Here is a 13,000-nt window from a genome sequence, read left to right as displayed (position 1 = left end):
CTAAAGATGAGTTGCAATAAAGACCCTTAACGAAAAGGTACATGAATACAGCCGGGAAGGTGAAGGACAGTGTTATTGCAGGAAAACGCAACCGTTCAAACTTTGATGACGAAGGAAACATTAACGGTAGTGAAAAAGCTGGGGGAAGGGGGGCAAGGGGCCGTTTACCTTGTCGAAGGGCAAAAGTTGGGAAGAAAGGCATTGAAGTGGTATAACCATGAGCAGGCGACGGAAGAACAAATGAAAATCATTCTGGATCTCGTCCAACAGGGCCCCCCGAGCGGAGCGGCTGGAAAACGATTTGTATGGCCCATAGACCTTGTATGCTCTCCTCATTCTTCTCAGTTCGGTTACTTGATGGACTTGATTGATACCCAGCGATTTGCGGAGTTGGGCGAAGTCTGGGCGAAACGGAAACCAGCGCCAACGATGAGAGCGTTGTGCAGGATCTCCTATGCGGCCGCCGATTCATATAGGGCATTGCATTTGCGAGGGTTATGCTACCGGGATATTTCCGCCGGCAACATTATGTTCGATCCTGTGCAGGGGGATGTGTTGATTTGTGATAACGACAACATTGGGGTAAACAATCAGTCCGACGCTCAAGTGTGGGGGACGATGGAGTATATGGCCCCCGAAGTGGTTCGGAAAGAAGCGAAACCGTCAACAGATACGGATCTTCATTCGTTGGCTGTCTTATTGTTTCAACTTTGGATTTGGCATCACCCGCTTCACGGGAAGATGGAATATGAAGTCCGCTCATGGGATTTGATCGCCAAACAAAAAATTTATGGCCAAAACCCAGTGTTTATTTTCGATCCTGTCAACCCGGAAAATCGTTTGCCTGATGATCCTGATTATGAAACGGCTAAACGTCGGTGGGAGGTATGCCCGCAACCGTTGAAAGAGAAATTTATCCAGGCTTTCACCATCGGGCTGCATGATCCTAAGCGCCGCGTCACAGAAGGAGAGTGGAGAAAATTATTTTTAGAGCTGGAAGACTGCATTACGCAGTGCCCGCACGATTCGGCGGAGAACTTCTGGAGCGAAAAACAGCCTAATGTGCGTTGTTGGTATTGCCAGCAGCCTGTCCCTGTTCCGCCCAAACTTTTAGTAAAATCAGCGGCTGGGAAACAGTATATCGTATTAAACAAAGGAACGAGCATTAAAAGACGGCATATCGATCCATCCTCAAAGGAGGAGCAATGGGCCGAACTTGTCGGGGAGGTCGTGCAAAATCCGGCGAACCCGTCAGTTTGGGGAATACGCAATCACACCAATGTTCCTTGGAAAGCGACAACCCTCGCTGGGGCTGTTCGGGAGATTCCTCCCCAAAAATCGGTCCCTTTGCAGGCAGGGGTAAGAATACAGTTTACCGCGTCCACGGAAGGAACCATTCTTGGTTAGGGAGAGGCGATGAAACATGAGTGCCAATGATCCCGCTAAAGAGGCGTTAAAAAAGATCATCAGTCAACATGGCGCTTCAATTTGTTCGGAGCCAAAGCGTCTTCAATCTATGCTTCACGATATGACGACAGAACCGAAAGGGAAAATCAAAGCTCTCATCAGCGCCGTAGAAGAAGGGGTTTTTCAAGAGATCGCGCAATATCCGGACGAACAGTTGGACGATCACTTTTATCACCGAATGGTGGCGCGGCTGCATCAAAACGCCGCGATTGATCTCCAAATTGCTGAGTGGGCTGTCGGATGTTGGGGGGAAGTGCTGGATAAGGCGGTTCCAGAACGTGCAATATTGGAAGAGGAGGAAGAGGCTGCACAGGGAGCCGCATCCCCTCCTTCCGTTTCGATGCCGTCACCTAGCCCAAGTCCGTCCGCCGCCGCTATACCACCGCAACAACCGGTGAGCGTTCCAGCCCCAGTTGCACCGATCCAGCCGAGGAGAAGCAAATTATCTGCCGTTTTCCGGTTCGCGGTCGTATGTTTATTGCTATTCGGTGCATATCGGCTGTTCTTTTCACATGAGGAAGAACGAGAGGAAGCATCACAGCCTTCCGTCGCTGCAGATGTGGCGGGTGAGGAAACAGAAAACAGTCATGATGACGAAACGGATGCGGCAACTGCGCAGGAGAATACAGCTCCCGAACAGGTTGCCGCAGAAACTGACTCAAATTTGACATCTTCCGTATCCGAACAACAAGTCCGGACTTTTATGAAACGGTACATTACTTTGGCGGTAGAATCCATTAATCAGCGCGATTTTTCTCTCATTGAGGACCTCATTGATCCCAATGGGCCTGCATACCAAGAAACGCAAAATTATCTTCAACATGTCGGTGAAGAAGGCATTACCGAAAAATTGGTCACCTTGGATGTGCAACAAGTCGAAGTGGTGGACGAAAGTCGCTTTAAAGTACGAACATACGAAGAATATGAAATTAACTATAATGGCGAATCAGAGAAAATTAAAAGTTTTCGCAGTGAATTCCTAATCGCGGTTTCACCGGACCGCACCTTGAAAGTTCAAGAGCTGCTCAGCACTGACCAAATCAACAGCTATGACATTCCAAGCGAGGATTATGGCGCGGACGTGGCCGAAGGAAGTGAAGCTGGGGCGGTGGAGAGCACCGTAAGGCAACATTACGCCAGCATCAGCAATGATGATTTTGAGACTGCCTATGACTTGTTTTCGAGCGACCGAAAACGGAAAGTGACGATGGCAGGCTGGGCGGATGGGCTGCAACATAATATAAAGAATGAAGTGAATACCATAGAAGTTACCGCTCTCGATGGCGAATCTGCAACAGCCTATGTGGAGCTGACGTCTTATGATGATAACGGAGACGGGACGGTGCTGGTTCAGCAGTGGGGCGGATACTGGTATCTCATTAAAGAATCCGGTCGTTGGGTTCTCGACGACGCGGACATTCAAAAACTCGACTCTAGGGTGGAAAGCTATGGGGCGTTTTGACAGACGGAGGAAACGAACGATTTCATTGGCATCTATTTTGTTCATTCTAATGCTTTCACTAGTCATCTGTCTATCGGCCTATGCCGTGGTGATTCATCAACAAACAAATTCAAAAGCGGCCGACCGTTCTGCGAGTCAGCCTGAAAAACAAAATGCGGCGAACCGTCCACAATTGCAAGCCGACGACAGTCGTATTGTCAAGCAGCCATCGGTCACCTTTTTTGAACCGTCGTCCAACATAGACGAAAAACTTGATCGGCTGATCGAAACGATGAGCCTTCGTGAAAAAATCGGGCAGTTGGTCATTGTCGGATTTCCATCCACCCAACCGGATGAACACATAGAGCGAATGATTCGGGACTATCATGCGGGCGGGGTGATCTTATATGACCGCAACATGGAAACACCCGAACAAGTCGCCAATTTAACTAGCCGGTTGCAACGGTTGGCGATGGAAAACCGCTTCCAAATCCCGCTCGTCTTTAGCATCGACCAAGAAGGGGGAAAAATTGTCCGAATGCGGCAATACGTTTCCCCCATCCCTTCTCAACAAATATTAGGCAAAAGCGGAGACGGCGCAAAAGTGTACCAAACCGCTCGGCGGACAGGGGCAGAACTCGCCGCGATGGGCATTCAAATCAATTTTGCCCCGGTGCTGGACTTATCTGCTATAGACAGCCGGTCATTTGGAACCGATCCGGTTGTAGCGGGAAGGTTAGGGGAAAAGGTCGTCACGGGGCTGGCCGATGCGGGGGTGACGCCGGTGCTCAAGCACTTTCCGGGAAACGGGCGCAGCCAGACAGACCCGCACCATGACACGTCTTCTGTTCAAGCATCCGAGCAGGATCTTGAAAACAAGGACATTTTTCCTTTTAAGCGCATTATCACAAATATAGACCATCATCGTTTTTTCGTTATGGTCACCCATATTAAATATCCGACATATGACAAAGAAAATCCAGCCAGCCTGTCTCCGGCTATTATTCAGGGATTGCTGCGGGGAAAATTGGGCTATGAAGGCATAGTGGTGACCGATGACTTGGAGATGGGGGCGGTGAGCAAGTATTTCACCTACGAGGAACTCGGATACCGGGCGATCGCCTCTGGCGCCGATTTGTTGCTTGTCTGTCATACTTTTGACAATCAAAGAAAAGTGATGGACGGAATCTGGAATGCCGTGCAAACCGGAAAGCTGTCCGAGGAGCGAATCAACGAATCGGTAAGGCGGGTGTTAAAATATAAATTAACCCAATTTCCTTCCATGCAAAGCATTTACGCAAATCCTGCCACAGCGAAGCGGGTGGTGGGAAAACAAGGGTAAATGGAGAGGGGACATCAAAAGTTTCATAGAAATCGTACATCACCATCTCATGGAGCGGCGTACGGCATTCCCGGAGTCGTATTCACCCGTGGCCGACGTTCGCTAAAGGTGCAAAAGAGACGGCAAGGGAGACGGGGACAGAAAGACGGTTATAAGACAACCACCGTTCATGTTGCCAAATGGACAAGCTGTTGCGATTGTCTCTTGTTTTTTCTTTTTCAGCTGACATCGGTGGCCGGGCAGTCGAGGAGTTGGTCGAGGTGTACTGGCAAAGCAAAGGGCTGGTATCGTCGCAGAAGCCGAAAGTCCAGAAATTCTTGAAAGTGATTAGATATTCCGTTGACGTGACGGAGCGAACGCAGATGGCCCGTTTTGAGATCGTCACGCTTGACCGTCGTTATCGTCAATGAGAGGGAGAAATCGCTGTCCTGGATGGCGGGCTAACTGCCATCGTGCAGACAACGATGGAATACCAGTGGATGAAAACCGTAGTCGGTTTAGGCGATGCCGCCATTGTTGACTTGTTAGCTGAGATCGGAAGTTTTGCCCATTACTGGAATTCGCGACAGTTGATCAAACTAGCGGACCTAACGCTCAAAGATCACTCCTCCGGTCAGCACAAAGGACAAAAACAGGTCTCGAAACGGGGACGAAAACGGCTGTGCTCCATACTGTTTTGGGTGATGATTCCCTGGTTCACCACAATGAGGCGTTTCGCGCATTGCATGAGTATGACACGACCCGGGCGGTAATCCCACTGTCGAAGAGGTAGTCAATTTTTGGTGCTATGCGGCAAGTTGTTAAAGGTGCTGTTTACGATCCGCACAAAGCAACGGACGTTTGACGCAGAGCGAATGGTGTAGGACATCCTGCCCCAAGTTCGACATCGGGCGGCCTAGTGCCTTCCCCCGTGAAAAGAAGAGACGCTTGACAATAGGATGACACCGGGGCAGCTAGCGTAATACGACCCATTCGACCTTAAGACTCACATTTCGCACCCTCTCGACCAAAATCGGGAGGATTTTTTTGTTTTCATGTCGAATGAATCCTTGACACACAAGCAACGCAAAGGAGTTTTTCCATCATGGACATTCGAATTCGCGCGATTTATGAAAGTTCCTATTTGAATATAATAAGCGCCCTCTTCAAGGATCTTGGCCTCCTTCAGCTGATTGACCGGCTGGTTCCGGTCGATCCGCAATGCCAAACCCGAACCAGCGATATCGTCAGCCTCATCATTCTGGATATCTTGAGCGGCCGGCAAGCCCTCGTTCATTTGGAACGATGGGCTCATGACATCGACGTGCCCAAACTGATCCGGCCGGGGTTGGATCCGTCTTGGTTCAACGACGATGCCATTGCTCGCCATTTGGACCGGCTGTATGAGGCCAATATCCATCAAGTCCTGTCGTCTTGCCTCGTGCAGATCTACAAGAAAGAAGGCCTCCCTCTCCGTGTCTTTCACGCGGATACGACGGACAAGACCGTTTACGGTGCGTATGAATCGTCCTCGACAGAGACCCTGCAGATCACGCATGGCTACAACCGGCATCATCGTTGGCAAAAACAGATCGGATTCGGCCTGATCGGCAACGAGGACGGCATCCCGTTTTACGGCGATGTGCACGACGGCAACGCGCCGGACAAAACGTGGAATCCCGAGGTGCTCTCCCGTGTCCATGAGCAGCTGAGGCAAGCGAAGATCGAAGACGAATGGATTTACGTGGCGGATTCCGCTGCGATGACGAAGGACACGCTGGCGCAAACGAAAGCCGCCAACGCCTTTTTGATCACGAGAGGCCCGTCGTCGCTCCGGATCGTCAAAACCGCGCTTTCGGAGGCGGATGCCCAACCCGATTCGGCGTGGAGCGCCCCCTTTGCGCTGGCCGAGAAAAACGGCGCCACGTACCGGGTATGGGAAACGGCCTCAACATATGAAGGCCAACCCGTACGGCTGATCGTCGTCGAATCAAGCGCCCTCGACCAACGGAAAGGAAAGACGCTCGAAACAGAACGAGCACAAGAAGCGGAGCTTCTTCGCGAGGAACAAGTCCGTTGGGAGCGTCATCCTTTCTCTTGCCGGGAAGACGCTGAACAAGCCTTGGCCTCCCTCAAGGCGTCCCTTCGTCCTCGATTTCATCGGGTCAAGGCCACGGTTGAAGAGATCGTGCGCCCGAAAAAACGGCGCGGACGGCCGAAAAAAGGGGCGGAACCCGAGATGGAGACGCTGTATCTCCTGCGCTTGGACATGGAATTCGATCGCGAGGCGTGGGAACAGGCGAGACGGAAAGCGTCCCGGTTTGTTCTCGTCACGACCGTTCCGAAGGAATGGAAGGGCCAACCCATGGATGCCCAAGAGATCTTGAAGCTGTATAAAGGGCAGATCTCGGTGGAAATGAACTTCTCCTTCCTAAAAGATCCGTTCTTTACGGACGAAATTTACGTCAAAAAACCCGAACGAGTGGCGGTATTGGGCTATTTGTTTTTGCTGGCCTTGGCCATTTACCGCGTCTTCCAGCGCCGGGTGCGTCAGTTCATCACACCCGAACGCCCATTAAAGGGCGCCGGAGGCCGCAAGCTGACCCGTCCGACCGGACAAGCAATTTTTCAATTGTTTTGGTATGTCAGAGTCGTCCTGTTGGAGTTGCCGGATGGGCAAATCCAACGCAGGCTAGGGAAACCGCTCACCCCTGATCAGCGAAGGATTCTGCAGGGATTGGGCATGGATGAGAGCATTTACGTGTAACGTCATATGGAACGACTAGCGATGGTAAAAAAAGGATTGCCATCGCTAGTCGTGTTGGTCGAAACGTTATTCTGAAAAACGAAATAAAAAATCCTTTCTTTCTACCCTGCTAGGGTGCGAAATGTGAGTTAAGACCCGAACTGAGCCGGTCTTTGCCTGATGACGAGACCGAACGGGGGAATATTGGTGTGAAGATGACGGGAGACATGGGGGGTTTTTCCTCATCAGCGATGCAGAGATCCAAGGATGCATCGAATACGTTTCCTCCGTAACAGGAAAATGTACTCAGTCGTGACTGTGAAGCGCACCCTAGGTCTGTAAGATATCCACAAAACTGAAGAAGGACGTAAATGATTTTGTCGAAAAGTATTTTTTGATACCCCTGGGAGGAAGAAAAGCCTTGATACATCAACATTTCTAGAGGGAGAGAGCGACTTTGACAGAGACACAAACAAAACAACTACAGCAACAGTTAGATGCTATTTTAGATGAATTAGGAATGCCGATTAACTGGACTCAAGAAGAAGCCGATCAGTTTTATAAGAGATTTTGTAAATCCCAAAAAGGGTTGGCTAATCGGCTTATTTTAAAAATAACAAGTATTAGAAACATTTTAGGTGGAAAAAATCTGTGCTTCGGGGAAGTATTAGATCCAGATACGCTCTCCTCTTTTATTTTGCCTTTTGAGGATAAAGAATGGAATGTATCGTTTCTATTAAAGAATGAAAAAAAACGGCTTAATGAAGGGGATGTTATCGTTGTTGTCCCTGAAGTGTTAAAAGTTGAGAGGATACAACAAGAAAGAAACCAAGCGAGACGGATGAAAGAAATGGTTTCCATAAAGACGAATTCTATCAAAGGAGTCCCTTTTGAAACAAGGTTAATGGAGTGTCTTGGAGAGGTGGTTGTAAAAAAATTATCAGAACAAATGGGTTCTTTAGGAAAGCTATCCCATCTTATATTACACGAGTTTGAAATGGCATATGATGAGAAAAGACGTGAGATCGAGCAACGGTTGGAAGACCTTGAGAAACGGGAAGAAGAAATAAAAAATCGGGAAGAAGCGAACAAAAAGAAAAAGCAAGAGCTAAACGATATGGAGCAACAACTAAAAGAACATGAAAAGTATTTGCTGGCGCAGTTTGAGCGTTTTCGTCTTTTGCCGCCTCCATCGTTAATTAAGGAAAAGAACGATATAGATGGAAGCAATTCGAAAACTATTCAATGGAGCAATCAAACAGATATTATCGACACAATCCGCGGCGCTTTGCATGCACAATGTAATCTTCAGTACGAGCGTGATGTGATTGAATGTTTTGTAGGTGCATTGAAGACAAATCAGCTTATCATTTTGCATGGCCCGAGCGGAACGGGGAAGTCCAGCTTAACAAGGGGCTTTTCTAAAATTATTAAAGGAGCAAAGACATGCACGATTAGAGTTCAGTCAAGCTGGACAGATAAGCAAGATATACTTGGATTTTTTAATCCGATTGACTACCAATACGTGTCTACTGAGTTTTTAGACGTGTTAGTAGAAGCAAGGGAAAATCTGCAGTCTTTATATTTAGTTTGCTTAGACGAGATGAACTTGTCTCATGTAGAGTACTATTTTGCGGAATTTTTGAGTGCGAGAGAAGAGGAAACACCTAAGATCACCCTATATGCTAAACATTTCCAAGAACTAGCCTATACAATGGTTAAACCTTACATCATTGTGGACGAACGCGGATACCCACTTCTTAACGAGGAAAAGTTATCACAAATAAAAGACGATTCCGAGAGAAGGAAAGTGCAAAATTGTTTTGATTTATGCTACCGGTATCCGGCAGAATTTGAAATCCCGAGTAATGTTAGGTTTATTGGCACGATGAATATGGATCATACTGTGAAAGGATTGAGTCCAAAGATTATTGATCGAAGTTTTGTCATTGAATTGCGTTATTCTGAGAATGAAGAAAGTTTAATAGAAGAGTTAAAAAAAATAAAAGTGCTTGAGCAGATTGTGGTTGATGTAGAGAACGACCTAAAGGTAACTGCAATGGACGAAGAATGCAGGAAGCTAGCTAAAGAACTTAACCCGATGTTAGGCCAGCTAGGAGCGAGATTGAATCGAAGGGCTTTAGATCAAATTGGTTATTACGGACATGCAGTGAACTCTCCTTGGAAATTTGACCAAATTGTTCGCGGAAAAATATTGCCGAGAATACAGGTTGTGCGCAGCGATGAAAATGCGAGGGTTATAGAACGGTTACTACAAGGAATGAAAAATCCATCAAATATGACAAAAATAAAAGTGAAGGAAATGTTGGACCAAGGGCGCACAATTACATATTGGAGATGATATGGAATGGAATTGTGGATCGCTAAGATTCAATCCGCGAGAGAGCATCCTATACAGGAATTAGTTAAACCGTTGGAATTTAGTAGAGAAAATAATTGTTATATCGCCTCTGAATATGAAGGGACAATTGTTGTAAAGGTGTCAAATGATAAAGTCCGACAAGTATTCTTGTCTCATTATGGGATAGTATCGAATGAAAAGCGAATCCCTTTAATTTACGATGCGCAGAACGATGTTTGGTATGATAGAGGGAATGAAGTAGAAGAAAGAAGTCCTATTGGTATTAATCAATGTGGAACTTTTTTCTTTGAGGCAGAAGATAAGCATGGATTTATCATTGACAGGTCTAGCGATGTTTATATTACAAGTAGCTTATTAACAAAACCAGAATTTGAACAGATGAAAGACGATATTGCCATGATGCTTGAAGATCTATTTACGGCAGATCATGGACCTGCAACGACGGTGGAGTTATGGGCAAAGAACGGCAGTATGGCTGAACATATACTCGGGAAACTCCAAAAACTTTATGAAGTGTTGTTGGAACTGGACAGAATGCCACATGAACAGCTTATTCGTGAGTACCGGGTAGTTCCGTTGAATCAAATAAAACAACTGGATTCGAAAGTATTGATTGAGCGGAAAATGTTTCCGTTTAAAGACAAATTTTTGGCTCCCGTCAACATACGTTCCATAGATATTTCAGAACATAGAATGATGCGTTGGAGCATAGAGAGGGTACTGGATTATGCTCATCGTTATGCGGCGCAAGCGCAAAATAGACAGGTAGAATTAAGCAAAAGGATCGATTTCTTGGAATATTCGCTGAAAAACCTTTATGGCAGTAACAACATAGAGAAAGAAAAGATAGAAAACTCCTTAAACAAAGACTTGCAATATGCTTATGAAATCCTTCAGATAACTAAACAAAGCGAGGTTTTCTGGAAACAGGTTATAGAGTTGGCTGAGAAGTGTTTAGAGTTCCATTTCTTGCAAGTGGGGGAGGAACAGCTGGGGGAAACGCATTTGTTTACGTTTTCCCCTCTGTATAGTGAGGTATATCAATATCTAGACAATTTATTGCAGGCAAGTCCGACAAAGCAATTGGCCAATATAGCTGTTCCTTTGCAAAAATCGCCCAAATTATACGAAGTATGGTGCTTTATTTCGATTATTCATTCATTAATTTATGACTGCGGTTTTATAACAAAACAAAAGCTATATGCTCGAATTAGGCAATACGTGAAAGAAAAAGGGGGATTAGAAGGAATATCTTTTACTTTTGAGCGCCCTGTTTACCGTTATACCGACCGCTACAATCCAAGAAAAACGAATTTAGTGCTTGAAGTTCATTATGAGCGTCCATTCTCACATGGGGAAAAGTCTTATCGGCCTGATTTTACTCTCATTTTCCATGATGAAACACCCGAAACAAAGACAGCTTTTTTAGACGCAAAGTATCAGCCGCTATTCAATCGTAAAAGTTGGATTGAACTTATTCGTGATACATCGTTTCGAAAATACTACGAACCTTTGGTAAAGAAGCCTGTTGCTTCTTTTTTGATGCACCCAAACACATTAAACGATGTTTCTGTCCATACGTGGAATGCAGCGATGAAAGAAGAACTTAGGCATAAACTAGGCAGCTTTAGTTATAAGCCAAGTGATAAAAAAGGGTTTATTAAGTGGATGAACATGTTAGTGCACTATCATTTGGGATATAACGCGACATGTATGCATTGTGGCATACATCAACCTGCTCGGTTGGAGATAGGAGAAATAGGACAAAAATATTTTACCTGTAGTAATGATCATTGCGAGGCGTTTTGGGTACAAACCGTCTGTTTTAATAGAAAAGGGGGGGGATGGGCGCAAAACGATGCCCATACCGCAGCAACCGCAACGTTACTCAAGTATACAAAGCATTCAGGGATGAATTATCACAAGGAAACAACAGACGAATGGGATGTCTTTTGTCCTGTATGCAATAAGCGGGCACAAGATAGATTTGTACATTAAAGGATTGGCGAATGCTGTATATCGCATTCACCAATCCTCCACCGTTTTTAGCTGGCGTTTTCGATTCTCGCTTTGCCCCCCTCGCCGAGCCATGATTTTTTCCATTGTTTTTGGACAACGGCAATGAGGATCATGCAGGAAATGGCAATGCCGCTTAGGACGAGAAACCCGGGTGTGAACGAGCCGGTGGCGAGTTTTAAGTTGCCTAAAATTTTCGGCAGGAAGTAGCCGCCAAGCCCACCAGCCGCACCGACGATGCCAGTAATCACTCCAATTTCCTCTGTAAACCGTTGTGGCACTAATTGGAACACAGCGCCGTTGCCCATGCCTAGCCCCATCATCGTGATAAACAGCAGGACCGTTGCAGTCGTTAACGCTGGGAGAGAGGAAAGGGACGCTATCATAATGCCAACGACGCTATACAAGATCATCAACATGCGAATGCCGCCGAATTTGTCAGCGAGCCAACCGCCGACCGGGCGGAAAAAGCTCCCGGCAATGACACAGATCGTCGTGAAATCGGCCGCTTTGACAGGGTCTAAGCCATATTGTGTATTAAAGAAAATCGTCAAGTAGCTCGCCATGCCGACAAAGCCGCCAAATGTAACGCTGTAAAAGATGCAAAACAGCCACGCATCTTTTTGCTTCAACACAGTCGCATAATCTACTAGTTTTTTGGGTTCGGGCTGACTCGGGCTGTCTTTCGCCAAAAGCGTGAAAATAATAAACGTAATGACAAGAGGAATAAGAGCGAATGCAAAGACGATATGCCAGTCGCCGTAATGTTGGGCGATGCGGTTGGCAAATAAAGTTGTAATGATCGTTCCGCTGTTTCCCGCTCCGGCGATGCCTAAGGCAAGCACTTGGTATTGTGGCGGATACCAGCGGCTGGCAAGTGGAAGTGCCGCGGCAAAACTCGCTCCGGCGACACCTAACAGCAAGGCGACGATTTGAAGTTCGGATAAGCTGTCAGCAAACTGCCATCCTAAAATGAGCGGGATAATCGTAATGATCATGCCGATTTGGCCGGTTTTTTTCGGGCCGATGCGATCCGTCAGCAAACCGAGAACGATCCTGAGGATCGAGCCGCCTAACGTAGGCAGCGCCACGAGATTGGCCTTTTGTGCTGTGTTCATTCCGATGTCATTCATGATCACAACAGAAAGTGGACCGAGCAGCACCCAGATCATAAAGTTGACATCAAAATACAAAAATGAGCTCAGCAACGTCGGGGGATGACCGCTTTTCAAAAAACCTTTGTGATCCATGCCCATTCTCCTTTACTTTGGTTTTTTCGTGAAAATGCATGCGTCTCGATGAGTCATTTTCATGCCCGGGTGGAGGGCAAAACGTTGCCCATGGAACTTTTTTGTGAGCAAACTTGGTGAGAAACAACAACTGATTTGAAGCCAATCCCTCCTTATCGCATGGGTTTATATACAAGCCCGCTCCGAAGGAGAAATTTCCAGGAACAGGCTTCTTTACGGGGATGATGGTCGTGGTAGATGGAGATGTGATCGTTCGGGAGACAATTTCATCACTAGTGAGATAATACAGCAGCACTTATGTCTTTGTTAATTGTTTTGTTATTAAACATAACACGGGAAGTAATATTTTTAGATATAAATTCCCTTTTATTTGTTT

General features: G+C 46.6%; 9 protein-coding genes. 8 read left to right on the top strand and 1 reads right to left on the bottom strand.

Going from position 1 to position 13,000, the window contains the following annotated elements:
• The first annotated feature begins 105 nt into the window (after positions 1 to 105).
• The 8 genes from M493_RS16050 to M493_RS16020 all read left to right on the top strand — a co-directional run bounded on the left by M493_RS16050 (position 106) and on the right by M493_RS16020 (position 11,356).
• Positions 106 to 1,407, top strand: coding sequence for a protein kinase domain-containing protein (locus tag M493_RS16050; protein WP_071990903.1), 1,302 nt, complete (start codon positions 106 to 108; stop codon positions 1,405 to 1,407).
• Positions 1,408 to 1,423: 16 nt separating this feature from the next.
• Positions 1,424 to 2,929 carry a TcaA NTF2-like domain-containing protein gene (locus M493_RS16045; RefSeq protein WP_020961438.1) on the top strand — a complete coding sequence of 502 codons (1,506 nt, stop codon included), beginning with the start codon at positions 1,424 to 1,426 and terminating at the stop codon, positions 2,927 to 2,929.
• On the top strand, positions 2,916 to 4,250 hold the full coding sequence (locus M493_RS16040) for a glycoside hydrolase family 3 protein (RefSeq protein WP_020961437.1): 1,335 nt from the start codon (positions 2,916 to 2,918) through the stop codon (positions 4,248 to 4,250). The genes M493_RS16045 and M493_RS16040 overlap by 14 nt, the downstream gene beginning before the upstream one ends.
• A 179-nt stretch (positions 4,251 to 4,429) precedes the next feature.
• Positions 4,430 to 4,660 carry a hypothetical protein gene (locus M493_RS19130; RefSeq protein ID WP_128754855.1) on the top strand — a complete coding sequence of 77 codons (231 nt, stop codon included), beginning with the start codon at positions 4,430 to 4,432 and terminating at the stop codon, positions 4,658 to 4,660.
• Positions 4,661 to 4,714: 54 nt separating this feature from the next.
• Positions 4,715 to 5,002, top strand: a complete 288-nt coding sequence (locus tag M493_RS19125) for a transposase (protein WP_081713481.1) — start codon at positions 4,715 to 4,717, stop codon at positions 5,000 to 5,002.
• Between the two features lie 332 nt (positions 5,003 to 5,334).
• Positions 5,335 to 6,996: an IS1634 family transposase gene (locus M493_RS16030; RefSeq protein ID WP_020961436.1), complete on the top strand. Its 1,662-nt coding sequence runs from the start codon at positions 5,335 to 5,337 to the stop codon at positions 6,994 to 6,996.
• Positions 6,997 to 7,432: 436 nt separating this feature from the next.
• Entirely contained in the window at positions 7,433 to 9,337 is a 1,905-nt protein-coding gene (locus M493_RS16025) for an McrB family protein (protein ID WP_020961435.1), read from the top strand.
• A 6-nt stretch (positions 9,338 to 9,343) separates the two neighbouring features.
• Positions 9,344 to 11,356 carry a nuclease domain-containing protein gene (locus tag M493_RS16020; protein ID WP_020961434.1) on the top strand — a complete coding sequence of 671 codons (2,013 nt, stop codon included), beginning with the start codon at positions 9,344 to 9,346 and terminating at the stop codon, positions 11,354 to 11,356.
• A gap of 47 nt (positions 11,357 to 11,403) precedes the next feature.
• On the opposite strand, the gene M493_RS16015 is transcribed toward M493_RS16020, so the two are convergent.
• Positions 11,404 to 12,624, bottom strand: a complete 1,221-nt coding sequence (locus M493_RS16015; protein WP_020961433.1) for a nitrate/nitrite transporter — start codon at positions 12,622 to 12,624, stop codon at positions 11,404 to 11,406.
• Between the last annotated feature and the right edge of the window lie 376 nt (positions 12,625 to 13,000).

Origin of the sequence: Geobacillus genomosp. 3, from assembly GCF_000445995.2 — a bacterium.
In the GTDB taxonomy this organism is placed as follows: Bacteria; Bacillota; Bacilli; order Bacillales; family Anoxybacillaceae; genus Geobacillus.
This window is presented reverse-complemented; position numbering and strand designations above follow the sequence as displayed.

Coding starts and splice junctions, on each gene's coding strand:
- M493_RS16050 (WP_071990903.1), top strand. CDS start 106: ATGACGAAGGAAACATTAACGGTAGTGAAAAAGCTGGGGGAAGGGGGG.
- M493_RS16045 (WP_020961438.1), top strand. CDS start 1,424: ATGAGTGCCAATGATCCCGCTAAAGAGGCGTTAAAAAAGATCATCAGT.
- M493_RS16040 (WP_020961437.1), top strand. CDS start 2,916: ATGGGGCGTTTTGACAGACGGAGGAAACGAACGATTTCATTGGCATCT.
- M493_RS19130 (WP_128754855.1), top strand. CDS start 4,430: ATGGACAAGCTGTTGCGATTGTCTCTTGTTTTTTCTTTTTCAGCTGAC.
- M493_RS19125 (WP_081713481.1), top strand. CDS start 4,715: ATGGAATACCAGTGGATGAAAACCGTAGTCGGTTTAGGCGATGCCGCC.
- M493_RS16030 (WP_020961436.1), top strand. CDS start 5,335: ATGGACATTCGAATTCGCGCGATTTATGAAAGTTCCTATTTGAATATA.
- M493_RS16020 (WP_020961434.1), top strand. CDS start 9,344: ATGGAATTGTGGATCGCTAAGATTCAATCCGCGAGAGAGCATCCTATA.
- M493_RS16015 (WP_020961433.1), bottom strand. CDS start 12,624: ATGGATCACAAAGGTTTTTTGAAAAGCGGTCATCCCCCGACGTTGCTG.